The 24904-nt window shown below is 64.6% G+C and carries 22 protein-coding genes and 1 other RNA gene; 5 read left to right on the top strand and 18 right to left on the bottom strand.

Features of this window, described 5'->3' with window-relative positions:
* Positions 1-236: 236 nt before the first annotated feature.
* Positions 237-1427, top strand: a complete 1191-nt coding sequence (gene mltB, locus BO1_RS49230; protein WP_407669883.1) for a lytic murein transglycosylase B — start codon at positions 237-239, stop codon at positions 1425-1427.
* 167 nt (positions 1428-1594) lie between these two features.
* Here the strand turns inward: mltB and cysM are convergent, their stop codons facing one another.
* From cysM to gyrA, 18 genes are all read right to left on the bottom strand, one after another.
* The gene (gene cysM, locus BO1_RS00810; RefSeq protein ID WP_028215910.1) at positions 1595-2497 is read right to left on the bottom strand and encodes a cysteine synthase CysM; all 903 of its coding nucleotides are present in this window, start codon (positions 2495-2497) and stop codon (positions 1595-1597) included.
* Between the two features lie 318 nt (positions 2498-2815).
* Complete coding sequence (locus BO1_RS00805) at positions 2816-3193, bottom strand: ComEA family DNA-binding protein (RefSeq protein ID WP_028215909.1); 378 nt, start codon at positions 3191-3193, stop codon at positions 2816-2818.
* A 78-nt stretch (positions 3194-3271) separates the two neighbouring features.
* Entirely contained in the window at positions 3272-4264 is a 993-nt protein-coding gene (gene rfaD, locus BO1_RS00800; protein ID WP_028215908.1) for an ADP-glyceromanno-heptose 6-epimerase, read from the bottom strand.
* Between the two features lie 130 nt (positions 4265-4394).
* Complete coding sequence (gene rfaE1, locus BO1_RS49225; protein WP_052409329.1) at positions 4395-5369, bottom strand: D-glycero-beta-D-manno-heptose-7-phosphate kinase; 975 nt, start codon at positions 5367-5369, stop codon at positions 4395-4397.
* Positions 5350-6765 carry a UDP-glucose dehydrogenase family protein gene (locus BO1_RS00790; protein ID WP_028215907.1) on the bottom strand — a complete coding sequence of 472 codons (1416 nt, stop codon included), beginning with the start codon at positions 6763-6765 and terminating at the stop codon, positions 5350-5352. Before BO1_RS00790 ends, rfaE1 begins: the two co-directional genes overlap by 20 nt.
* Positions 6766-6909: 144 nt before the next feature.
* Positions 6910-8085: a lipopolysaccharide assembly protein LapB gene (gene lapB / locus BO1_RS00785; protein ID WP_028215906.1), complete on the bottom strand. Its 1176-nt coding sequence runs from the start codon at positions 8083-8085 to the stop codon at positions 6910-6912.
* A gap of 105 nt (positions 8086-8190) precedes the next feature.
* Positions 8191-8484, bottom strand: coding sequence for a lipopolysaccharide assembly protein LapA domain-containing protein (locus BO1_RS00780; RefSeq protein WP_028215905.1), 294 nt, complete (start codon positions 8482-8484; stop codon positions 8191-8193).
* An 18-nt stretch (positions 8485-8502) separates the two neighbouring features.
* Entirely contained in the window at positions 8503-8736 is a 234-nt protein-coding gene (locus BO1_RS58760) for a hypothetical protein (protein WP_156992076.1), read from the bottom strand.
* 60 nt (positions 8737-8796) lie between these two features.
* On the bottom strand, positions 8797-9120 hold the full coding sequence (locus BO1_RS00775; RefSeq protein WP_027817382.1) for an integration host factor subunit beta: 324 nt from the start codon (positions 9118-9120) through the stop codon (positions 8797-8799).
* A 25-nt stretch (positions 9121-9145) separates the two neighbouring features.
* The gene (rpsA, locus tag BO1_RS00770) at positions 9146-10876 is read right to left on the bottom strand and encodes a 30S ribosomal protein S1 (protein ID WP_028215904.1); all 1731 of its coding nucleotides are present in this window, start codon (positions 10874-10876) and stop codon (positions 9146-9148) included.
* A gap of 154 nt (positions 10877-11030) precedes the next feature.
* Positions 11031-11741 (bottom strand): (d)CMP kinase, encoded by a 711-nt coding sequence (gene cmk, locus BO1_RS00765; protein WP_028215903.1) that lies wholly within the window; start codon positions 11739-11741, stop codon positions 11031-11033.
* Positions 11742-11769: 28 nt separating this feature from the next.
* Entirely contained in the window at positions 11770-13074 is a 1305-nt protein-coding gene (aroA, locus tag BO1_RS00760) for a 3-phosphoshikimate 1-carboxyvinyltransferase (protein WP_028215902.1), read from the bottom strand.
* A gap of 66 nt (positions 13075-13140) precedes the next feature.
* The gene (locus BO1_RS49220) at positions 13141-14112 is read right to left on the bottom strand and encodes a prephenate dehydrogenase (RefSeq protein ID WP_043283471.1); all 972 of its coding nucleotides are present in this window, start codon (positions 14110-14112) and stop codon (positions 13141-13143) included.
* A 31-nt stretch (positions 14113-14143) separates the two neighbouring features.
* On the bottom strand, positions 14144-15268 hold the full coding sequence (gene hisC / locus BO1_RS00750; protein ID WP_028215901.1) for a histidinol-phosphate transaminase: 1125 nt from the start codon (positions 15266-15268) through the stop codon (positions 14144-14146).
* Positions 15269-15439: 171 nt separating this feature from the next.
* The gene (gene pheA / locus BO1_RS00745) at positions 15440-16522 is read right to left on the bottom strand and encodes a prephenate dehydratase (RefSeq protein ID WP_028215900.1); all 1083 of its coding nucleotides are present in this window, start codon (positions 16520-16522) and stop codon (positions 15440-15442) included.
* Between the two features lie 106 nt (positions 16523-16628).
* Positions 16629-17711 carry a 3-phosphoserine/phosphohydroxythreonine transaminase gene (gene serC, locus BO1_RS00740; protein ID WP_028215899.1) on the bottom strand — a complete coding sequence of 361 codons (1083 nt, stop codon included), beginning with the start codon at positions 17709-17711 and terminating at the stop codon, positions 16629-16631.
* 216 nt (positions 17712-17927) lie between these two features.
* Complete coding sequence (locus BO1_RS00735; protein ID WP_028215898.1) at positions 17928-18533, bottom strand: DUF2059 domain-containing protein; 606 nt, start codon at positions 18531-18533, stop codon at positions 17928-17930.
* A 204-nt stretch (positions 18534-18737) separates the two neighbouring features.
* The gene (gyrA, locus tag BO1_RS00730) at positions 18738-21341 is read right to left on the bottom strand and encodes a DNA gyrase subunit A (protein WP_028215897.1); all 2604 of its coding nucleotides are present in this window, start codon (positions 21339-21341) and stop codon (positions 18738-18740) included.
* Between the two features lie 587 nt (positions 21342-21928).
* Between gyrA and ompA the strand changes: the two genes are divergently transcribed.
* The 4 genes from ompA to ssrA all read left to right on the top strand — a co-directional run bounded on the left by ompA (position 21929) and on the right by ssrA (position 24760).
* Positions 21929-22591, top strand: a complete 663-nt coding sequence (gene ompA, locus BO1_RS00725; protein ID WP_028215896.1) for an outer membrane protein OmpA — start codon at positions 21929-21931, stop codon at positions 22589-22591.
* 252 nt (positions 22592-22843) lie between these two features.
* A complete protein-coding gene (gene ubiG / locus BO1_RS00720) occupies positions 22844-23542 on the top strand; it encodes a bifunctional 2-polyprenyl-6-hydroxyphenol methylase/3-demethylubiquinol 3-O-methyltransferase UbiG (RefSeq protein ID WP_028215895.1) in 699 nt (232 codons plus the stop codon).
* Between the two features lie 24 nt (positions 23543-23566).
* Positions 23567-24292, top strand: a complete 726-nt coding sequence (gene gph / locus BO1_RS49215) for a phosphoglycolate phosphatase (protein ID WP_043283469.1) — start codon at positions 23567-23569, stop codon at positions 24290-24292.
* 98 nt (positions 24293-24390) lie between these two features.
* Positions 24391-24760: a transfer-messenger RNA gene (ssrA, locus tag BO1_RS56820) on the top strand.
* Positions 24761-24904 lie beyond the last annotated feature (144 nt).

Below are 24904 nucleotides of genomic sequence, written 5' to 3'. Positions count from 1 at the left end.
CGAGCGCGGACAATCGTCACGTTACCACAGCCCACCCGTGCGGCACCCGCGAGCCCACGCCCGCCGCACGTCCACACCTTTTGGTACGGGGCGCTCGGGTATACTGCGCCGCATCACGTCCTCTCGTTCCAACCCGCCCGCCTGCCATGACGCAAAAGTCCGCGCACCCGTCCGTTTCACCCGCCTTCAGCCAACCGCGCATCAAGTCTTTCGCGCTCGCGCTTTGCGCCGCGGCTATGCTGTCCGCATGCGCCGAGCAGGCGCAATCGACGAAATCGATGCAACCGGCCCAGGCGAGCAAAGCGCCCCAGACGACGCAAGCGGCGCCCGCACAGCCCATCCAGGCGCCGCCGCAAAGCGCCCCGCAAGGCCAGACGTTCGAAGAGGAAATCGTTCCGCAGCGCTACGTGAACAACGCCAATGTCGACACGTTCATCAACGACATGGTCGCGCGCTACGACTTCAATGCCGACGCGCTGCACGCGCTGTTCTCGACCGTGAGCTATTCGGCCACGGCCGTGAAGCTCGTCACGCCCTCGCCCACGCCGAGCGCGAAGAACTGGCGCGCCTACCAGGCGCGTTTTCTCGACCCGGTGCGCATCAACGCGGGGGTGCGCTTCTGGCGCGCGAACCAGGCCACGCTGCAACGTGCGGCCGATGAGTTCGGCGTGCCGCCCGAGGTGATCGTCGGCATCATCGGCGTGGAGACGATCTACGGGCGCTACATGGGCAACTTCCGCGTGCTCGACGCGCTCACCACGCTCGCCTTCGATTATCCGAACACGCCCAATCGCGCCGACCGCATGGCGACGTTCCGCAAGAACCTCGAAGACTATCTGGTGTGGACGCGCGGCTCTGAGATCGATCCGAGCTCGGTGCTCGGCTCGTACACGGGCGCGATCGGCATTCCGCAGTTCCTGCCGAGCAGCATCGTGCAATACGCGGTCGATTACGAGGGCGATCACCATATCGATCTGCGCAATAGCCCGGCCGACGCGATCGGCAGCGTCGCGAACTATCTGAAGCAGAACGGCTGGGAATCGGGCCGCCCGGTGGTGTGGAAGATCGCCGACGATGCGGGCAGCCAGGGCATCGCGCAAGCCGCCGCCGACGGCAAGCCCGAACCGCGCCTGCCGCTCGGGCAATTGCTGCGCTCGGGCCTCGCCCTGAACGAGCCGAATGTGGATCTCGCCGCCGAGGGCGGCACGCCGGTCACGGTCGTCGACCTGCCCACGCCTGGGCGCCCGACCGAGTACATGCTGGGGCTGAAGAACTTCTATGTGCTTACGCGCTACAACCGCAGCTTCTTCTACGCGCTCGCGGTCTACCAGCTCGGTGAACGCGTGAAGGCGCAGATGCTCGCGACGAACGACGTCGGCTCGAACGGCGGCGCGCAGTCGACACAGCGGCAGGCACAGCGGCAATAAGCGCCACTGACGAACGAGGCCCCTGCGCAAAGCACAACGGGCGGCGCGTCTCGCGAGAGACACGCCGCCCGTTTTCAGTTCAGGCGCCGGTTTCGGCCCTTACCGTCCGGTCTGGAAGACTGGCCTGGAAAGGCGACCGGAATTCATGCCGAAAATCGGGCCACTAATCAGGCCGGAAACACACCCGTCGACAGATAACGGTCGCCGCGGTCGCAGACGATGAATACGATCGTCGCATTCTCGACCTGACGCGCGAGGCGCATCGCCACTTCGCACGCGCCGCCCGACGAAATCCCCGCGAAAATGCCCTCCACCGACGCGAGTCGGCGCGCCATCGCTTCGGCGGCGGCCTGGCTCACGCTTTCGGTGCGGTCCACGCGGCTGCGATCGAAGATCTTCGGCATGTAGGCTTCCGGCCACTTGCGGATGCCGGGAATGCGCGAGCCCTCTTCGGGCTGCGCACCGACGATCTCGATCGCCGGATTCTGCTCTTTCAGATACTGCGACGTGCCCATGATCGTGCCCGTCGTGCCCATCGACGAGACGAAGTGCGTGATGCGCCCTTCGGTCTCGCGCCAGATTTCCGGACCCGTGCCCTCGTAATGCGCCAGCGGATTGTCGGGGTTGGCGAACTGGTCGAGGATGATGCCCTTGCCGTCGCGCTGCATCTGCTCGGCGAGATCGCGCGCGTATTCCATGCCGCCCTTTACGGGCGTGAGCATGATCTCGGCGCCGTAGGCGGCCATGCTCTGGCGACGCTCGACCGACAGGTCCTCGGGCATGATCAGAATCATCTTGTAGCCGCGAATGGCCGCGGCCATGGCCAGCGCGATGCCGGTGTTGCCGCTCGTGGCTTCGATCAGCGTATCGCCCGGCTTGATGCGGCCACGTTCTTCGGCCTTGCGGATCATCGAAAGCGCCGGCCGGTCCTTCACCGAGCCCGCCGGATTATTGCCTTCCAGCTTGGCCAGCACGATGTTGTTGCGGGCGCGAATCTCGTCGTCGGGCAAGCGGACGAGCTGCACGAGCGGCGTGTTGCCGATCGTGTCTTCAATGGTCTTGTATGGCATAAGTAATGGCGGTCGGGCGCCGGTCTGGCGAAATTGGGTAACTTTTCGATTCTAAACCACGCAGCCACCCGGCGCTGGCGACCCCTGAAGGCGTAAGGGATGTCATCCAGGGCTCGCTTCGCCGCCCTGCTTCACGGCCAATCCAGGGCCAGCACGCGAGGCTCGCAAAAAGCCCGCGGCCTGGGCCGCGGGTCAGCGCCGCCGCAGCGACGCCGGAAGGAGACTGGCCCCGCGAGCCGCGGGGAGCCGTGCAACCGCTGCTGGCGATCGCCCCGGGCGGTCGCACGGCTGTGACGCAATACGAAGAAGCGGCAAGCACTACTTCTTGACGGCCACCGTCGCGCCTTGCGGCTGCGTGGCTCCGGCCTTCGCAGGGGCACTCTTCGCGCCGGACTGTGCCGCCGCCGCTTGAGTCGATTGCGTCGCCTGCGCATTCGCAGGCCCGACCGACAATCCTTCGGCCTCCAAACGTTCGACGGTGTGACCACCGAGGCCCTTCACACGCTTGCCGAGATCGGACGCGTCCTTGAACGGTCCATGTGCTCCACGCTCGTCGAGAATGGCCTTGGCGCGCGCGGGCCCGATGCCCTTGATGCCGCGCAGCGCATCCTCGTTGGCCGTGTTGACGTCCACGGCCGCGAACACCTGGCCGAATGCGGCAACGAGCGCTGCCGCGGCGAGCAATTGCTTGATCATGCTGGATCTCCGTTGATGCCCAACGCCGGCGACCATCGCCGGCGAGGAGAGTCCAGTTTAGGGAGACGCGGCCTTCGCTTACACCTGGCCGGACAGCCAACGCACGTAGCGGTCCACACCCTCTTGCACCGTCAGGAACGGCGCATCGTAGCCCGCGGCGCGCAGCTTGCCGAGATCGGCCTGCGTGAAGCACTGGTACTTGCCGCGCAGCGCGTCGGGGAACGCGATGTACTCGATGAGCCCCTGCTGCACCTGCTCTTCGAGCGTGAGCGCGCCCTTGCCTTCCATCACGCGCAGCGTGTTGACCACCGTGCTCGCGATGTCGTTGAACGGCTGGGCGCGGCCGCTGCCGAGATTGAAGATGCCGGTCTTCTCGGGATGATCGAAGAAGAACAGGTTGACCTTCACGACGTCTTCGACGGAAACGAAGTCGCGCGTCTGCTCGCCCGGCGCATAGCCGTTGTACTCGCCGAACAGCTTCACGCGGCCTTCGGCGCGGAACTGGTTGAAGTTATGGAACGCCACCGAAGCCATGCGGCCTTTGTGCGTCTCGCGCGGACCGTACACATTGAAGTAGCGAAAGCCCGCAATCTGGCTTTGCGCGGTGGGCAGCATGCGGCGGATCACCTGGTCGAACAGGAACTTCGAATAGCCGTAGACGTTCAGCGGCGCTTCCACTTCGCGGTCTTCGACGAAACGGCTCGACCCGCCATAAATCGCCGCCGACGATGCATAGAGAAACTGCGCGCGCTGCGCGAGGCAGGTGTCGAGCACCGCACGGCTATAGCGGAAGTTGTTGTCCATCATGTAGCGGCCGTCGGATTCCATGGTGTCCGAGCAGGCGCCTTCGTGGAACACCGCGCGCACCTTGCCGAAATCGCCGCGCGCAAAGCGCTCGACGAACTCGGTCTTGTCGAGGTAATCGTCGATCTCGCAATCGACGAGATTCTTGAACTTGTCCGCGCGGGTGAGATTGTCGACGGCGATGATGCGGTCTTCGCCGCGTTCGTTCAGCGCCTTGACGATGTTGCTGCCGATGAAGCCGGCCGCGCCGGTCACAATGAGGGTCATGATAGTTCTGCGGTGAAGAGGTTCATGCGAGGCCGGGAAAACTCTCCGGAAATCCCTGCCTCACCGCGCCCGTCGAGTAGCCACGCTCATTGCGCTCATGGAGTTCAGCAGCGCGGCCACGCGCGGAACGTCATTGAAAGAGTTCGTCGTAGTCGACGGTGGCGGTGCCGAGCTTGCCGACCACGATACCGGCGGCGCGGTTCGCGAGCGCAACGGCCTCGACGAGCGAAAGGCCCGCGCCCAGCGAGGCCGCGACGGTCGCGATCACGGTGTCGCCGGCACCCGAGACATCATACACTTCGCGTGCGACGGCCGGCGCGTGCAGCACGCCGTCATTGGAAAAGAGCGTCATACCCTCCTCCGAGCGCGTGAGCAGCAGCGCGTCGAACTGCAATTCGTGGCGCAGCTTCGTCACGCGCGCGAGCAGATCTGCTTCGGACTTCCAGGTGCCCACCACTTCACGCAGCTCGGCGCGGTTCGGCGTGATGATGCTCGCGCCGCGATAGCGCTCCCAGTCATCGCCCTTCGGATCGACCAGCACCGATTTGCCCGCGGCGCGCGCCTTCGAGATCATCTGCGTGACATGCGTGAGGCCACCCTTGGCGTAGTCGGACATGAGGATCACGTCGTGGGTGGGCAGCAGTGCGTCGAAGCGCGCGAGGCCCGCGAGCAGGGCCTCATGCGTCGGCGACTTTTCGAAGTCCACGCGCAGCAACTGTTGCTGGCGCGAGAGCACGCGCAGCTTGATCGTGGTGGGCAGCTCGGGATCGCGCTCGAGATACGCGTTCACATGGCTCTCGCCGAGCAGCTCGACGATGCGCTCGCCCGGCTCGTCATGCCCCACCACGCACAGGAGCCCGGCGCTCGCGCCGAGCGCCGCCGCGTTGCGCGCGACGTTGGCTGCGCCGCCGAGGCGGTCTTCCTGACGCTGCACGTGCACCACGGGCACCGGCGCCTCCGGCGAGATACGGTTGACATCGCCGAACCAGTAGCGGTCGAGCATCACGTCGCCCACCACCAGCACGCGTGACGCGGCGAACTTCTCGCGCGGCACGACCGTCACCTCGGGCGCGAGCGTCGCGTTCTCAGGCTGCTGGGGTTGCATCGCTTGCTTGGTTGACGAGTTTGACATGAGGCCGTCCAATCGAGTGATAGTCAAAGCCGAGCTCCGCCATCGCGTCCGGCTCATAGAGGTTGCGTCCGTCGAAAATGCGCGGCGCCTTCAGCTCCTCTTTCAGATACTCGAAGTCGGGGGCCTTGAATGCCGTCCATTCGGTGACGATCACGAGCGCATCCGCGCCCGCGAGCGTGTCGTCCTGGTTCGCTGCGAAGGTGAGGCGCGCGTGCTGATCCGGCGCGTTGGCGAGATCGAGCGCGAACACGCGCCGCGCTTCGTCGGTCGCAACCGGATCGTAGGCCGAGACCGTCGCGCCGCGCGCGAGCAGCTCGGCAATCAGGCGGCGGCTCGGCGCCTCGCGCATGTCGTCGGTGTTCGGCTTGAACGCGAGACCCCACACGGCGAAGTGCTTGCCCGTGAGGTCCGCGCCGATCGACTTCACGATCTTGTCCACGAGCACGTCCTTCTGGCCGTGGTTCACGTCCTCGACCGCTTCCAGGATGCGCAGGTTCTGGCCCGACTCGGCGGCCGTGCGGATCAGCGCCTGCACGTCCTTCGGGAAGCAGGAGCCGCCGTAGCCGCAGCCCGCGTAAAGAAAGTGATAGCCGATGCGCGGATCGGAGCCGATGCCGCGCCGCACCGACTCGATGTCGGCGCCCACGCGGTCGGCGAGATTCGCCATCTCGTTCATGAACGAGATGCGTGTCGCGAGCATGGCATTGGCCGCGTACTTCGTGAATTCGGCCGAGCGCACGTCCATGTAGATGGTGCGCTCGTGGTTGCGGTTGAACGGCGCGTAGAGGCGCTTCATCTTCTCGCGCGCGAGCTCGCCGTTCGCATCTTCGTCGATGCCGATGATGATGCGGTCCGGGCGCATGAAGTCGTCGACGGCCGCGCCCTCCTTCAGGAACTCGGGGTTCGAGACCACCGAGAAGCGGTGCTGGTTGCTCGCGCCGAGTCCGCGTTTGGCGAGCTCTTCGGCGAGCACGTCCTGGACGCGCTGGGCGGTGCCCACGGGCACCGTCGACTTGTCGACGATCACCTTGAAGCCGTTCATGTAGCGGCCGATGCTGCGCGCGGCCTCGAGCACGTACTGCAGATCCGCCGAGCCGTCTTCGTCGGGCGGCGTGCCCACGGCGATGAACTGCACTTCGCCATGTTCGACGCTCGCGGCGACGTCGGTGGAAAACGTGATGCGGCGCGCCTTGCGGTTGCGCTGGATGAGTTCGAGCAGACCCGGCTCGTGGATCGGCACGCCGCCGCCGTTCAGGATGTCGATCTTGCGCGGATCGACGTCGAGACAGAACACGTCGTGACCGATTTCGGCAAGGCACGCCCCGGTGACGAGGCCGACGTAGCCGGTACCGATAATGGTGATTTTCATACGCGCTCCGGTGACAGATTCGGAAGTAGGTGTTGCATAGGCGCCGCTGCGCACCCGGCAGGCGGCGCCCGCTCGCTCAGTGGCGTCGGCGTCGGGCCTCGCAAACGCGCACGCCATGCGCCTTCAAATTGGGCGCCTCGCGCATCAGCTCGATGCCGGGATGGGCTCGACGCGGCGCGGCGCATAGGTTTCCCAGCCGCTGCAGCCGGGGCACTGCCAGTAGAACAGGCGCGCCCGGAAGCCACAGTTCTGGCACGTGTAACGTGGCAGATTCTTGGTGCGCTGCTGGATCAGCTTGCGCATGAGCTCGAGCTCGCTGCGCCGCGGCTCTTCGGCGCTGGCCTGCTGCGCTTCGAGCAGACGCGTCATGCCAGCGAGATTCGGCGACTTCTGCATCTGCGTGCGGGCGAGCGTGTGGGCCGCGTCCGGGCCGCTCAGCTCGGCAACGTATTTATAGGCGACGTCGAGCAGATCGTTCGAGGAATGGCGGTCGACCCATTCGGTGAGCAGCTGCGCCCCCTCCTGCGCGCGGTCCAGCGCCTCGTAGCCCTTCATGACCTTCTCGGCCACCAGCGGCAGATAGGCGGGATTCTGCGCCTCGACGCGCTTCCACTGCGCGAGCGCGGCTTGCCAGTCGCCGCTCGCGGCATCCACGTCGCCCCCGAGTATCGTCGCGCGCACGTTCTGCTCATTGGCCTTGAGCGCGAGCGCGAGCTGGCGCCGCGCCTCGTCCGGGTTCTTGCGCTGCAGCGCCTCTTGCGCGAGCTCGCAATGGAACTGCGCGATTTCGAGGTCGAGCGACGGCGCCCCCATGGTTTCGAGCAGGCGCGCGGTCTCGATCGAGCGGTTCCAGTCCTTTTCGATCTCGTAGATGGTGAGCAGCGCACGCTGCGCGCCCTGCGCATAGTCACCGGACTTGAGCATGCTGAACGTCTCTTCGGCGCGATCGAGCATGCCGGCTTTCAGGAAGTCCTGGCCGAGTTCATAGAGCGCGTGATCGCGCTCGTTCACGGGCAGGTCCGGGCGCGACAGCAGATTCTGGTGCACGCGAATCGCGCGATCGGTCTCGCCGCGGCGGCGAAACAGGTTGCCGAGCGCGAAGTGCAGCTCGACGGTTTCAGGGTCGAGCTTGGCGACCTCGATAAAAGCGTCGATGGCCTTATCGGGCTGCTCGTTGAGCAGGAAGTTCAGGCCGCGGAAATACGAGCGCGGCAGATTGGCGCTTTCGGAAAGCAGCGCCTTCAGGTCGTAGCGCGACGCCATCCAGCCGAGCGCAAACGCGACGGGAATGACGAGCAGCCACCAAAAATCGAGATCCATGCGAGCGATGGTATGAGCGGTAATCAGGCCGCGCGCCGCGGATACCTATGAAACGCCTGGCAAGCGCCTATGAGACATCTACGACATACGGCACGGCAAATCGAATCAAATGAGCGGCGGCAGCGGCGGTTCCGCGGGCGTCGCCGGCGTTTCCTTCGCGCTGCGCAGATCGCGCTTCAAGCGGCCGTTCTCCATGCGCAGCCGGAACAGGGGCGGCAGCGCCGAAAGCAGCCCGGCCAGCAGCCCGACCACGAAGAACGCGAGGCCGATCAGGATCAACGGAGCCTGCCACGAATAGCCGGCCAGGAAGTGCAGCGTCGCGGGATCCGTATTGCCCAGTGCAAGCACCAGCAGCAGTACGAACACCAGCACACGGATCACCCAGGCGATCAATCTCATGAAGGATTCTCTTGGCAGTTACAGGAAAGAAGCGCCGGCGCGGATTGTCTGCCGCACCGCAGCATCGGCCGCGCCGAAGTGTCCCGTATTGTAATGGAACGGCTTGCGAGCCGGCACGTGCGCGAAGCCGCAAGCCGCGCGTGGGCAATACGCGCGCGCAAGGCCGCGCTCGGGGAGCCCGCCACCCTCCCAAAACTGTGGACGAAAAAAAAGCGCCGGGTTTCGAAAAACCCTGCGCTTTTTCCGGTCCATGCACTGGCCATCTGGCATTGACCGCCAACGGCTGCAACCGCTGCAAAACCCCTGCGGCGCTTACAGATCGTCGTCCGGCTCGTCTGCCTTCAGCGGCTCGCCCGAATTGCGGTCGACGCGCTCGCGCAACTCCTTGCCCGGCTTGAAATGCGGCACGAACTTCTCAGGCACCAGCACCTTTTCACCCGACTTGGGATTGCGTCCCACGCGCGACGGCCGACGATTCAGGCCGAAGCTGCCAAAGCCGCGAATTTCGATGCGATGGCCCTTGGCAAGCGCCTCGGACATCGCATCGAGCATCGTCTTGACCGCGAAATCCGCATCCTTGAGAACCAGTTGCGGAAATCGCGTAGCCAGCTGCGCGACCAATTCAGATTTGGTCATACTTCAGCTTGCCCCCGTTTGAGGCTTACTGGTTCTGGCCGTCGAGCTTGGCCTTGAGCAGCGCGCCGAGGTTGGTCGTGCCGGTGGCAGCCTGACCCGAATCAGCCGACATGCTGCGCAGCGCTTCCTGCGTCTCAGCCGAATCCTTGGCCTTGATCGACAGGTTGATACCACGCGACTTGCGATCGATGTTGATGATCATCGCGTTGACCTTGTCGCCTTCCTTCAGCACGTTGCGAGCATCTTCCACGCGGTCTTGCGCGATTTCCGAAGCACGCAGGTAGCCTTCGACGTCCGCCGTCAGCGTGATGACCGCACCCTTCGCGTCCACCGACTTCACGACGCCGTCGACCGTTGCGCCCTTGTCGTTGATCGCGACGAAGTTGCTGAACGGGTCGCCTTCGAGTTGCTTGATGCCGAGCGAGATGCGTTCCTTCTCGACGTCGATGCCCAGAACCACGGCTTCGACTTCGTCGCCCTTCTTGTACTTGCGAACGGCTTCTTCGCCCGTTTCCGACCACGACAGGTCCGAAAGGTGGACGAGGCCGTCGATGCCGCCAGGCAGACCGATGAAGACGCCGAAGTCGGTGATCGACTTGATCGCGCCTTGCAGCTTGTCGCCCTTCTTGAAGTTGCGGCTGAAGTCATCCCACGGATTCGGCTTGCACTGCTTCATGCCGAGCGAGATGCGGCGGCGGTCTTCGTCGATCTCAAGGACCATGACTTCGACTTCGTCGCCCAGCTGGACAACCTTCGACGGAGCAACGTTCTTGTTGGTCCAGTCCATTTCCGACACGTGAACCAGGCCTTCGATGCCCGATTCGACTTCGACGAACGCGCCGTAGTCGGTGATGTTCGTGACCTTGCCGAACAGACGCGTGCCCGACGGGTAACGGCGCGAGATGCCTTCCCACGGATCGTCGCCCAGTTGCTTGATACCGAGCGAAACGCGGTTCTTTTCCTGGTCGAACTTGAGGATCTTCGCGGTGACTTCCTGGCCAACCGAGAGAACTTCGCTCGGGTGACGCACGCGACGCCATGCGATGTCGGTGATGTGCAGCAGGCCGTCGATGCCGCCGAGGTCCACGAACGCGCCGTAGTCGGTGATGTTCTTGACCACGCCGTTGACGATCGCGCCTTCCTTGAGCGTCTCGAGCAGCTTTGCGCGCTCTTCGCCTTGCGTGGCTTCGATCACTGCGCGGCGCGACAGCACGACGTTGTTACGCTTGCGGTCGAGCTTGATGACGCGGAATTCGAGCGTCTTGCCTTCGTACGGCGTCGTGTCCTTGACCGGACGCGTGTCGACGAGCGAACCCGGCAGGAACGCGCGGATGCCGTTGACCATGACGGTCATGCCGCCCTTGACCTTGCCCGTGATCGTGCCGGTCACGAGTTCGTTGTTGTCGAGGGCCTTTTCCAGCGACAGCCACGAAGCGAGACGCTTCGCCTTGTCGCGCGACAGGATGGTGTCGCCGTAGCCGTTTTCCAGCGCGTCGATCGCGACGGAAACGAAATCGCCCGCCTGAACCTCCACTTCGCCCTGGTCGTTCAGGAATTCCTCGATGGGAATGTATGCCTCGGACTTCAGGCCAGCGTTGACGACCACGAAGTTGTGGTCGACGCGCACGACTTCAGCGGAGATGACTTCGCCGGCGCGCATGTCCTGGCGGGTCAGCGACTCTTCGAACAGAGCCGCGAAAGATTCGGTATTCGGGGTGGAGGTTTGCAGGTCGGACATAAAAATCTGGATTTGCATGGTTTTCGCTGCACCTTTGGCCAGTCTTGACCGGTGGTGCGTTGAGGCCGGAACGCTTACGCTCGCGGCACAGATGCAAAAGCCATACGGGGTTAAAGGGTTTAACAAACGCCCCGCTTCCCAGCAGGGCACCAACGCTTACTACAACTGCCTCTTACTGCGATTTGCCATGGCCATCGGGATAGCGCACTGGCAAGGCCTGATACCACTGCACGACCTGTTCGACCGCCTGGTCGATGGACAGCGCCGAGGTATCCAGCAGCTTCGCATCCGCTGCGGGCTTGAGCGGCGCGGCCGCGCGATTGCTGTCGCGCGCGTCGCGTTCACGCAAATCCCGGAGCAAGTCATCCATATTAGCAGAAAAACCTTTTTGGATCAATTGCTTATGCCGGCGGGCCGCGCGGGCCTCCACGCTGGCCGTCAGGAACACCTTCAGGTCGGCGTCCGGGAAGATCACGGTGCCCATGTCGCGGCCGTCCGCGACGAGTCCCGGGAGCTTGCGGAACGCCCGCTGACGGGCCACCAGCGCGGTGCGCACGGAACCATGCGCGGCGATCACGGAAGCCCGGTTGCCCACTTCCTCGGCGCGGATTTCATTCGAAACGTCAACGCCGTCGAGCTGCGCGAGGCCTTCGCGGAACGTGATGTGGAGATCGTCGATCAGCTTCGCCAGCCCGTCGGCGTCATCGGCCGCAATCGCATAGCGCACGCTCGCGAGCGCGGCGAGCCGATAGAGCGCGCCGCTGTCGAGCAGGTGAAAGCCGAGATGCGCGGCCACCAGCGTGGCCACCGTGCCCTTGCCGGAGGCGGTCGGGCCGTCGATTGCGATCACGGGCGTCGGATAAAAGGGACGGGTCGGTTTCATGCGGCAAAGGAATTCGGCTGCGGAGGAATCAAGGTTGTGCGAGCGCCAGGAAGCGCTCGAAATAATCGGGGAACGTCTTGCCGACGCACTTGGGGTCGTTGATGCGCACCGGCACGCCGCCGAGACTCACGAGCGAGAAGCACATGGCCATGCGGTGATCGTCGTAGGTGTCGATCGCGGCGTTCGGCGTGAGCTTTTCGGGCGGACGCACGACCAGGTAGTCGGGGCCCTCTTCCACGTCGGCGCCCACTTTGCGCAATTCGGTGGCCATCGCCGCGATGCGGTCGGTCTCCTTCACGCGCCAGCTCGCGATGTTGCGCAGCGTGGACGCGCCATCGGCAAAGAGCGCCGCCACGGCGATGGTCATCGCCGCGTCGGGGATCAGGTTGAAGTCCATGTCGATGGGGTCGAGCTTGCCGTGATCGTTGCCGATGCCGCGCACCTCGATCCAGTCGTCGGCCACCGTCACGTTCGCGCCCATGCGCATGAGCGCGGCCGCGAAGGCGACGTCGCCCTGGATGCTCGAGCGGCCCACGCCTTCCACGCGCAGCGGACCGCCGCCGATGGCGCCCGCCGCAAGGAAGTACGAAGCCGACGAGGCATCGCCCTCGACCATGATCTTGCCCGGCGACTGGTAACGCACGCCCGCCGGCACTTCGAAGCGGTGCCAGTCGTGGCGCTCGACCTTCACGCCAAAGCGCTCCATCAGCTTGATCGTGATCTCGATGTAGGGCTTCGAGATCAGCTCGCCGTCCACCTCGACGACGCTCACGCCGCCCTGGGCGCGCACGAGCGGCAGCGTCATGAGGAGCGCGGTGAGGAACTGGCTCGACACGTCGCCACGCACGCGGATGGGCGCATCGACCGAGATTTGCGCCGGGCGGATGCGCAGCGGCGGATAGCCCTCGTTCTCCTCGTAGTCGATCTTCGCGCCGATCTGGCGCAGGCCGTCGACGAGGTCGCCAATGGGCCGCTCGTGCATGCGCGGCACGCCATGGATGCGGTAGTCGCCGCCATTGACCGCCAGCGCCGCCGTGAGCGGGCGCACTGCCGTGCCCGCGTTGCCGAGGAACAGGTCCGCCTGCTTCGCCGTGAACGCGCCGCGCGTGCCCTGCACGACGCAGGTGTCGCCTTCGCGCGTGAGCTTCACGCCGAGCTTTTCGAGCGCGTCGAGCATCACGCGCGTGTCATCGGAGTCGAGCAGGTTCGTGATCGTCGTTTCGCCCTCGGCGAGCGCCGCGAGCAGCAGCACGCGGTTCGAGATGCTCTTCGAGCCAGGCAGGCGAACCGTGCCGGACGCACGGGTGAACGGTCCGAGATCGAGGTATTCCATGAGCGTGTCCTGATAGTTCGATGACGGCGGGCTTCAGGATGATGCGCCGCGCCGCATGACGGTTGCCTACTTGCCGGGGGCCGCGTCGGCGGCATCATTGCCGACGGCTGGCGAAACCCCTGCCGCCGCGCCGCCTGCGCGCTTGCCGCCGCGTTCCTGCCATGCCTCGCGCGCCGCGCGCGAGCGCGCGAACACCGTTTCGAGCGCGGCGCCGTCGCCGGCGTCGATGGCTGCGCGCAGCTTGGCCAGCACCTCAGTGTAGGCGTCGAGCTCGGCCAGCAGCGCCGAGCGGTTCGCGAGGCAGACGTCGCGCCACATTTCGGGGCTCGACGCGGCGATGCGCGTGAAGTCGCGGAAACCGCCCGCGGCGAACGAGAATTTCAATTCGGCGTCGGGCGTGGCCAGAATCTGGTCGACGAGCGCAAACGAGAGCACATGCGGCAGATGGCTCACCGACGCGAAGACGCGGTCGTGCTGCGCCGCCGGCATCTGGCCGATCACGGCGCCCGTGGCGCGCCACATCGCGGCGATGCGCTCGACCGCCTCGGGCGCATTCTCTTCGAGCGGGCACAGCACGACATTGCGGCCCACGTAGAGGTCCGGCAATGCCGCCTCGACGCCGCTCGACTCGCGGCCCGCGATCGGATGCCCCGGCACGAACTGGCCGATGCGCGCGCCCAGCGCCGCGCGTGCGGCGGCGATCACGTCGCCCTTGGTGCTGCCGGCGTCGGTGATGATGGTCTGCGGCTCGAGATGCGGCGCGATGCGTTCGAGCAGCGCCTGCGTCTGTGCGACAGGCGCCGCGAGCAGCACGAGGTCCGCGCCTTCGAGCGCCGCGGCCAGCGCCGCTTCGTCGTCGAGCGTCGCGGATGCGTCGATCACGCCCAGTTCGAGCGCGCGCGCCACCGAGTGTGCACGGCGGCCCACGCCGATCACCCGGCCCGTGGCGCCACTACGCTCGCGCAACGCGCGCGCGAGCGACCCGCCGATCAGGCCGACGCCGAAAATCACCAGCTTGTTGAAGGAAAACGCGCTCACACCATCACCGGAAAAAAGAAAAATTGCGCGCTCATGCGGAAACGAGCGCGCGGTCGAGCGCTGCGAGGAACGCCGCGTTCTCCTCGGGCAGGCCGATAGTCACGCGCAGCCACTGCGGCAGGCCATAGCCGCCGACCGGACGCACGATCACGCCCTGCTTGAGCAACTCGAGATTGACGCGCTCGCCGGCCGCGTCGTCCGCTTTATCGTCGCGGGCTACACGCACGAGCACGAAATTGCCATCCGACGGCACATATTCGAGGCCCATGCGCTCGAACGCGGCGATGAGCGTGCGATAGCCTTCTGCATTGAGCGCCGCGCTCTTTTCGAGGAAGGCGGTGTCGCCGAGCGCCGCAATCGCCGCGGCTTGCGCGAGCGTGTTCACATTGAACGGCTGCCGCAGACGGTTGAGCAGATCGGTCAGCTCGGGCTGCGCGATCGCGAAACCGATGCGCAGGCCCGCCAGCCCATACGCCTTCGAGAACGTGCGCGAGACGAGCAGATTCGGATAGCGACGCACCCACGCGATCGAGTCGTAGCGCTTGTCGGCCGCGAGATACTCGGTGTAAGCCTCGTCGAGCACCACCGCGACATGGCTCGGCACCTTCGCGATGAACGCCTCGAGCGCGGCGCCGTCGATAAACGTGCCCGTCGGATTGTTCGGATTCGCAACGAAGACGAGGCGCGTATCGTCGGCAATCGCGGCGAGCATCGCGTCCAGATCGTGGCCGTACTTCACGGCCGGCGTCACGAGATGGCGCGCGCCGAGCCCCTGGGTCGCGAGCGCGTAGACCGCGAACGAATACTGCGAATAGACGATCGACTGGCCGCGCTCAACGAATGCATGCGCCGCCATTTCGAGGATGTCATTGCTGCCGTTGCCGAGCGTGATCCATTCGGGCGGCACGTCGTAGCGCGCGGCGAGCGCGGCCTTCAACTCGAATGCGTTCGAATCCGGATAGCGGCCCAACTCGCTTGCCGCCCTGGCGATGGCGCGCTGCGCCGACTCGGGCACCCCGAGCGGATTCTCGTTCGACGCGAGCTTCACGATGCGCGCCTCGTCGAGGCCGAACTCGCGGGCGACTTCGGAAATCGGCTTGCCGGCGACATACGGCGCGATGGCGCGCACATAGGAAGGGCCGAATTGCGTGTTCATGCGTGTTTCTCCAGTCCCGGTGAGCGTTCGCGCAGCGCGCGGACTCACCCCATGCAGGAAACTTGCTGGCCTCGCCCGCCGCGCGGCCGTGAGGCGCGCGGCGAAAGCGAAAGCGAAGGAAAAGCGCGAAGCAAAAGCGAAACAACAGCGGCGAAAATGAATACGCCGTGTTCAGCGCGCGCGCGGATACGAACCGAGAATCTTCAGGAACGCGGCCTTCTTGCCCAGTTCTTCGAGCGCGGCAGCCACGGCCGGATCGTCGCAATGGCCTTCGAAGTCGATGTAGAAGTAGTACTCCCACGTGCCGACGCGCGCCGGTCGCGACTCGAAGCGCGTCATCGACACGCCGTGCCGCGCGAGCGGCTCGAGCAGCTTGTAGACCGCGCCCGGCTCGTTCTTCACCGAGACGATCATCGAAGTCTGGTCGTGACCCGAGACGCCCGCCGGCTGCTTGCCGATCATCACGAAGCGCGTGCGGTTATGCGGGTCGTCCTGGATCAGCGCATTGGCGATCAACAGGCCATAGTGCGTGGCCGCGCTCTCGCCGGCGATGGCCGCCATCGTCGGGTCTTGCGACGCGAGGCGCGCGGCCTCGGCATTGCTCGAGACGGCGTGGCGCTCCAGTTGCGGCGCGTTGGCCGTGAGCCAGCGCTGGCATTGCGCGAGCGCCTGCGGGTGCGCGCATACGCGCGTCACGCCGTCGAGCTTGCCGCTTTGCGTCATCAGGTTGTGCTGGATCGGCAACGCGATTTCGCCGCCAATCACGAGCTGCGTCTGCAGGAACAGGTCGAGCGAGCGCGACACCGCGCCCTCGGCCGAATTCTCGACCGGCACGACGCCGAACTCGGCGGCGCCCGCCTCGACCGCGCGGAACACTTCGTCGATGGAAGGACAGGCGAGGCCCTCGATCGACTGACCGAAGTACCCGTACATCGCCTGCTCGCTATAGGTGCCGACCGGTCCGAGGAACGCGACCGAGATCGTCTTTTCGAGCGAGCGGCTCGCGGCCATGATCTCGCGCCAGATCGCGCTGATGTGATCGTTGCCGAGCGGGCCTGCGCTCAGGTTCTGCAGGCGCTCGATCACCTGAAGCTCGCGCTCCGGGCGAAACACGGGCGCGTTGAAATGCTTCTTGACCTCGCCCACTTCGAGCGCGACCGCCGCGCGCTGGTTCAGGAGCGCAATGAGCTGGGCATCGATGGCGTCGATGCGCTCGCGCAGCGGCTTGAGTTTTGTGTTGAGTTCGTCGTCCATGCGTGAAACCGGCAATCTGAAAGGAGATGCACACGGCCCGGATCAATGCAGGATGCGTCCGGGCCGGCACGCGCGCCGCGCGCTCGACTGAAGGCGTGAGGCCTCGTCAGGCGTGCTTCGCCTCGAATTCCTTCATGTACTCGACCAGTGCCTGCACTGCTTCGAGCGGCACCGCGTTGTAAATCGACGCCCGCATGCCGCCGACGGACTTGTGGCCCTTCAGCTGCAGAAGCCCGCGCGCCTTCGCGCCGGCCAGGAAATCATCGTTACGTGTCTCGTCGGCGAGGAAGAACGGGACGTTCATCCGCGAGCGCGCGCGGCGCTCCACCTTGTTGAGATAGAAGCTGCTCGCGTCGATCGTGTCGTAGAGCAACTGCGCTTTTTCGATATTGCGCGCCTCGATGGCCGTGAGGCCACCCTGGCGCTTGAGCCACTTGAACACGAGCCCCGCGATATAGATCGCATAGGTGGGCGGCGTGTTGTACATGGAATTGTTCGCGGCAACCGTCTTCCACTCGAACGCCGACGGGCAAATGGCCATCGCGCGGTCGAGCAGGTCTTCGCGCACGATCACGACCGTCACGCCCGCCATGCCGATGTTCTTCTGCGCGCCGCCGTAGAGCACGCCGTATTTGGCGATATCCATCGGGCGAGAGAGGATGTGCGACGAGGCGTCGGCCACGAGCGGAGTGTCGCCCAGGTCGGGAATCTCGAAGGTCTCCACGCCGTCGATCGTCTCGTTCGTGCACAGGTGCACGTAGGCGGGATCGTCGGAGAGCTTCCACTCGCTGCGCGCCGGCGAATGCGTGAAGCCCGCTTCGGTGCGGCCCGTCGCGGCGATATGCGCCGCGCCGTATTTGAGCGCTTCCTTCTGCGACTTCTGCGACCACGAACCCGTGATCACGAAGTCGGCGCGCGGCTTCGTGCCGAACAGGTTCAGCGGAACGATCGCGTTCTCGCCGATGCCGCCGCCCTGCAGGAACAGGATCTGGTGGCTCGCCGGCACCTGCATCAGCTCACGCAGATCGAGCAGCGCCTCGCTGTGGATCTGCATGAACTCCGGGCCGCGATGGCTCATTTCCATCACGCCCATGCCGCTGCCGTGCCAGTCGAGCATTTCGTCGGCGGCCTGGCGGAGCACCTCTTCGGGCAATGCTGCCGGTCCGGCGGAGAAGTTGAAGACGCGCATCTAAAGGGATTCCCGAGGCAGGCGCTACGGCAACGAGCCGGATGCGCCGGAAAAAGATAATGGCCGCTTGTGCTTATCGCACAAACGGCCATTATCGCATTCTCGCCGGGAACCCGCCAACGCGGGCCTCCCGGGCGATGCACCCCGATCTGGCCCGTCTTTATGCACCGCGAGGCGCGCGAAAGAATGGGCCGAACGAGGTGCCGCGGACGAGGCTTACTTGGTCGGCTTGACCGAAGCGACTTCCTTGTCGGCCTGGTCGCGCGTCGCCTTGATCGACTGCGGCATGTACTTCTGCATCAGGCCATTGACGACGTCGCGGCCCACCTGGTCTTGAACCTGGATGAACTTGCGGCCGGTCGGGCTGCGGTAGAACGACGTCAGGTCCTTGATTTCCTGCGTGCTGTAGTACTTCGCGTAAGCGTCGTACTGAGCTTGCATCGCGTCTTGCTGGAAGGCGGGGGTCGTGAAGACCTGCCCTGCCGAGTCAACCAGCTTCGGCACGGCGTTCTTCTGCAGCGTCGGGACGGAAGCCTGCTTCTGCTTGTCCGTCATCGTCTTGTTTTCCGACAGCGCGTCCGACAGGATCGCCGGGACGAGCTGCTTCGCCTGCATTTGCGCGCTGTTGCCGATTGCGCCGACGAGCTTCTGCGCATCGATCGCGTCCAGCAGGTCCTTGATCGCGGCTTGCTTGGCCGGATCGATCGGTGCTGCGGCAGCAGCCGGCGCCATGGCGGGCTCCTGGTTCTGAAGCGCCTGAGCCATTGCGAACGTCGGCACGAGAGCGGCCAGCAACATTACCTGCTTGAATCGTTTTTGCATCATTACTCCCTCTGAGAAAATAATCGAACTGCCTGCCGCGCGGACCGTGGGGCGCTCCGGGGTGCGTCTTGCACGCCCGCCGCCCGATCCAGCGATCCGCCCGGCACCATTCAGCACCGTTGGCCACTCGAATTGCCCACGGCATTCCTGACACGAAGCGGCCCGCTCACGCGGGCCGCCGGGCCACATCAATCTGCGCGAAGATTACTCCTCGCTTTCACCCTCGCCTTCGGCGATATCGCCCTCGGCATCGGCCTCCGCGACCTGCTGCAGACCCGAAAGCTTCGTGCCCTCGTCGAGGCTGATGAGTGTAACACCTTGCGTTGCACGGCCCATTTCGCGGATCTCCGAGACACGCGTGCGGATCAGCACACCCGTGGTCGTGATCAACATGATCTGGGCTTCGGAGTCGACGAGCGTTGCCGCCACCACCTTGCCGTTACGCTCCGAGGTCTGGATCGCGATCATGCCCTTCGTGCCGCGGCCGTGGCGCGTGTACTCGGTGATCGGCGTGCGCTTGCCATAGCCGTTCTCCGTTGCGGTGAGCACCGATTGCTGCTCGTCGCCGGCCACGAGGAGCGCGATGACCTGCTGGCCGTCTTCGAGTTGCATGCCACGCACGCCGCGCGCTTCGCGGCCCATCGGGCGTACATCGTTTTCGTCGAAGCGCACCGCCTTGCCCGCGTCCGAGAACAGCATCACGTCATGCTCGCCGTCCGTGATGGCCGCGCCGATCAGATAATCGCCGTCGTCGAGGCCGACCGCAATAATACCCTTGCGCAACGGGCGGCTGAATGCTTCGAGCGGCGTCTTCTTGACCGTACCGAGGGCCGTCGCCATAAACACGAACTTGTCCGCCGAGAACTCCTTCACCGGCAGCACGACGGTGATCTTCTCGCCGTCCTGGAGCGGGAACATGTTGACGATCGGACGGCCGCGCGAGTTGCGCGAGCCCTGCGGCACTTCATAGACCTTCACCCAGTACACCCGGCCGCGGTTCGAGAAGCAGAGGATATGGTCGTGCGTGTTGGCGATGAAGAGCGTGTCGATCCAGTCGTCGTCCTTCATCGACGTCGCCTGCTTGCCGCGACCTCCGCGCTTCTGGGCGCGATATTCGGACAACGGCTGCGATTTCACGTAACCGGCGTGCGACATGGTCACCACCATGTCCTGCGGCGTGATCAGGTCCTCAGTGTTCAGCTCGGTCGCGTTCATCTCGATCTTCGAGCGGCGGGCATCGCCGAATTCGCTCTTGATCGAGGTGAGTTCGTCGGAGATCATGGTCGTTACGCGCTCGGGGCGCGCAAGGATGTCGAGCAGGTCGGCGATTTGCGCCATGACTTCGCGGTACTCGCCAATGATCTTGTCCTGCTCCAGACCCGTCAGGCGCTGCAGACGCATTTGCAGGATTTCCTGCGCCTGCGTATCGGACAGACGGTAGAGGCCGTCTGCCTGCATGCCGTACTGCGGGTTCAGACCTTCTGGACGATACGCTTCGCGGCCGCCGGCGGAGGCGTTCTCCTGCTCCGCGCGCGTGAGCATCTCGCGCACGAGCGACGAATCCCACGGACGGTTCATCAACTCCTGCTTCGCGATCGGCGGCGTAGGCGCGGCCTTGATGATGGCGATGAAGTCGTCGATGTTCGCGAGCGCGACCGCGAGGCCTTCGAGCACGTGGCCGCGTTCGCGCGCCTTGCGCAGTTCGTATACCGTGCGCCGCGTGAGCACTTCGCGGCGGTGCGACAGGAAATGCTCGAGCATTTCCTTCAGGTTCAGCAGCTTCGGCTGGTTGTCCACCAGCGCGACCATGTTCATGCCGAACGTGTCCTGCAGCTGCGTCGCCTTATACAGATTGTTGAGGATGACCTCGGGCACTTCGCCGCGCTTGAGCTCGATCACGACACGCATGCCGCTCTTGTCGGACTCGTCACGAATGTCAGAAATGCCTTCAAGCTTCTTTTCGTTGACGAGCTCGGCGATGCGCTCCAGCAACGAGCGCTTGTTCACCTGATACGGCAGCTCGTCGACGATGATCGCCATGCGCTGGCCGCGATCGATCTCCTCGAAGTGCGTGGCCGCGCGCATCACGACGCGGCCGCGCCCGGTGCGATAGCCGTCGCGCACGCCGGCGACGCCATAGATGATGCCGGCGGTCGGGAAATCCGGCGCCGGGATGATTTCGATCAATTCATCGATGGTGGCCTGCGGATTCTTCAGCAGGTGCTGGCAAGCGTCGACCACTTCGTTGAGATTGTGCGGCGGAATATTCGTGGCCATGCCGACCGCGATGCCCGACGAACCGTTGATGAGCAGGTTCGGGATGCGCGCGGGCAGGATCTGCGGCTCGCTTTCGCTGCCGTCGTAGTTCGGCCCGAAGTCGACGGTTTCCTTGTCGATGTCGGCGAGCAGCTCGTGGCCGATCTTCGCCATGCGGATTTCGGTGTAACGCATGGCCGCGGCGTTGTCGCCGTCGATCGAGCCGAAGTTGCCCTGGCCGTCGACCAGCATGTAGCGCAGCGAGAAGTCCTGCGCCATCCGGACGATGGTGTCGTAGACGGCCGTATCGCCGTGCGGGTGGTATTTACCGATCACGTCGCCGACGATACGCGCCGACTTCTTGTAAGCGCGGTTCCAGTCGTTGTTCAACTCGTGCATCGCGTACAGCACGCGCCGGTGCACGGGCTTCAAGCCATCACGCACATCCGGAAGCGCCCGCCCGACGATCACGCTCATCGCGTAATCGAGATACGAGCGGCGCATTTCCTCCTCGAGGGAGATAGGCAGAGTCTCTTTGGCGAATTGATCCATTATCGATGTCGTTGTCGGGCGCACGGGCCTGCCCGGCTAGCCTGCAGGCCGGACAAGCCGCGCAACGCGCCCTGCTGTCGCATGGACGCCGCAGACGCAGCGCAATCTTATGATTCTATCATGCGCGGGGCCCCTGCCCGCCTCCAGGACGCCATGTGCGTATACCTATTAGTGGGGCGAGCCCGAGCGGCTCAGAACGGCGCAGAGCGGTTCAAACAGGTTAAAGCGTGCCGGCAAATATCGTGCGCCAACGAGGTCCGGACACCTTTCGGGTGACCAGGCGCAGCACCCGCTAAAAGTCCCCTTGCACTCCGCGATCAACCAGGCACACTACCAGGAGATCGAGCGGGAACTTTTTGTTGCGGGTGTACCACATTCAGCGAGCCTCAATGAAAGGGGCGGATTTTTTTTATCGTCGGACGGGAACGATATGGCAAAATGCCAACGCACAAAGTTAGACACCGCTCGAAGTCTACACAAGACGTGTCTCACAACTCGCCAATGTTATACTTCGAGCAATGTATGACTAGTCTTCGTCATATGGCTCGCAGTAAACCTGCGGTAATCTCAATTTCGAGAGGAGAAATATGAATAAACTTTCAAAGCTCGCGTTCATTGCAGCTACCGCAGTTGTGGCTGCATCCGCTCAGGCACAGTCGGTGCCGGCGTCGCGACAAGCCGTCAATGACAACTGGGTGAATGGTACCGGCGAATACGTGTGGATGAACGGCACGAACGAGCTTTGCTGGCGCGATGCTTTCTGGACGCCGGCCACCGCCAACGCAAAGTGCGATGGCGCCCTGGTCGCCCAGGCACCGCAACCGCCGGTCGCTCCGCCGCCGCCGGCCATCACGAGCCAGAAGATCACGTATCAGGCTGACGCCCTGTTCGACTTCGACAAGGCTATCCTGAAGCCGGCTGGCAAGGAAAAGCTGGACGATCTGGCAAGCAAGATTCAGGCGCTGAACCTCGAAGTCGTCGTTGCAACGGGCTACACCGACCGCATCGGCTCGGCTGCCTACAACGACCGTCTGTCGCTGCGCCGTGCGCAAGCCGTCAAGTCGTACCTGGTCAGCAAGGGCGTTCCGGCAGAGCGCGTCTACACGGAAGGCAAGGGCAAGCGCGACCCGGTTACGACGGGCTGCAACCAGAAGAACCGCAAGCAACTCATCGCCTGCCTCGCACCGGATCGTCGCGTGGAAGTCGAAGTTGTCGGCACGCAGAAGACCGAAGCGCAACCGCAACAGTAATCTGCGAGCTGCGACAGCAAGTCTCAAAGCCCCGCTCAGGCGGGGCTTTTTTTATGCTCTGGCTTCCCTGCTTTTCCGCCGCCTGTTTCGTATCACGCAGGCAATTACCCCTATCTGCCGCCGAACCTGCGCCCAACTTCCCGGCATTGAGGGCGATGGCATCGCCACCCATTTTGCCGCCGCACGCCCCCGCCTATATACTCGGGGATTACTTATTCTCACCGGCCCTGGCGCGCCAGCGGCCTCTCCGACATGACCAACGCCGATCCCCACGAGCTGCAGAAATTCAGCGATCTCGCTCATCGCTGGTGGGACCCGAACGCGGAATTCAAGCCGCTGCACGAACTGAACCCCATTCGCCTCGGCTGGATCGATAGCCATGCACACCTGAGCGCAAAGCGCGTGCTCGATATCGGCTGCGGCGGCGGCATCCTGTCAGAATCGATGGCGGGCCTCGGCGCGAACGTCAAGGGCATCGACCTCTCCAGCGAAGCGCTGGGCGTCGCGGACCTGCACAGCCTGGAAAGCGGGATCACGGTGGAATACGAGGAGATCGCGGCCGAAGCCATCGCGGCGCGCGAGCCCGCTTCGTTCGACGTGGTCACCTGCATGGAAATGCTCGAGCACGTGCCTCAGCCACTGAGCGTGGTCAAGGCCTGCGCAACGCTCGTGAAGCCGGGCGGCTGGGTGTTCTTCTCCACGCTGAACCGCAACGTGAAGTCGTACCTGCTTGCCGTGATCGGCGCGGAGTACATTGCGCAGATGCTGCCCAAGGGCACGCACGATTACGCGCGCTTCATCCGCCCTTCCGAGCTCGCGGGTTTCGCGCGCGAAGCCGGCCTGCGCCCCGCCGAAATCAAGGGCATCACCTATAACCCGCTCACGCGCCGCTTCGCACTGTCGAACGACTCCAGCGTCAACTACATGATTGCCTGCCGGCGCGACGCCTGAAGCCGCCTGCGCGCCTCCTCCGACATGACTCAGACCCAGCTTGAAACTACGCCTCTACGGGGCCCGGGCGCGGCGCTCGACGCATTCGACGCCGTGCTGTTCGACTTCGACGGCACGCTCGCCGACACGGCGCCCGACCTCGCCGCCGCGGTCAACCAGATGCGCCACGCGCGCGGCCTCGCGCCTGCGCCCTACGAGAAGCTGCGCCCACTCGCCTCGGCGGGCGCGCGCGGCCTGATTGGGGGCGCATTCGGCGTCGGTCCCGACGACCGCGAGTTCGCCGCCATGCGCGAAGAGTTCCTCGCCAACTACGCGGCCAACCTGCGCGTGGAGACGGCGCTCTTCCCGGGCATCGACGCGGTGCTCGACGACCTCGACGCACGCGGCGTGCGCTGGGGCATCGTCACCAACAAGGTCGCGCGGCTGACCGATCCGCTCGTGAAGCTCATGCATCTGGACACGCGCGCGGCCTGCGTCGTGAGCGGCGACACCACGCCCTACTCGAAGCCCCATCCCGCCCCGCTGCTGCACGCGGCACAGGCGCTCGGCGTCGAGGCGCAGCGCGTGGTCTACGTGGGCGACGACCTGCGCGACGTGCAGGCGGGCCACGCGGCCGGCATGGCGACGATCGCCGCGGCCTATGGCTACTGTGGCGACGTTGAGCCACCGTCGCAGTGGAACGCCGATTACGTGGCCGATACCGCCGAATCGCTGCTCGCCCTGCTCCAGCGTGTGGGCCGGCGCGCCTGACGCCAGGGCCATTGCCCTGCGAGAGTGTTGACGTACGCGCCCTTGATTCGGGTGTGGTTAGCCTCATCTGCCGAACTATGGGATAATTGTTGTTCCCCGGGGCCGACCTGGTTTCGACAGGGGTTATGAAGTAATCAGGGCATGCCGAGGACCCGTCACCTCGTTAATCAATGGGAAAAACGTAACTGCAAACGACGATACGTTCGCACTGGCAGCCTAACGGCCGCCGTCCTCTGCCTGGCTCACTGACGGGCTAGCGTCGCAAGACCGGTAGCAATACCGCCAGAGGTCATATACGTCAGTTAAGCTCTGTCGGCGTCACGACGCCAGAGTCGAAAATCTAGTGAATCGCCGTAGCGCAGCGTGTTCGTCCGCGTCGCTGCGGTTAAATCAAATGACAGAACTACGCATGTAGAACTGGTTATGGACTGCTTCTGGACGCGGGTTCGATTCCCGCCGGCTCCACCAAATATCTTCCAAACGTTCACCACGTTTCACAAGAAACCCCCGCCGAGCTTGGCTCCGCGGGGTTTTTTGTTTCCATCGTCGACAATGGTCTACCAACAGTCACCACCATCGAGCAGGGGTAAGTCTGGGGGGTAAATGACCAGC

The sequence above is a fragment of the Paraburkholderia oxyphila NBRC 105797 genome (assembly GCF_000685075.1).
GTDB classification, from domain to species: Bacteria; Pseudomonadota; Gammaproteobacteria; order Burkholderiales; family Burkholderiaceae; genus Paraburkholderia; species Paraburkholderia oxyphila.
The sequence above is the reverse complement of the archived record's forward strand: the minus strand, read 5'-3'. Positions and strand labels throughout refer to the sequence as shown.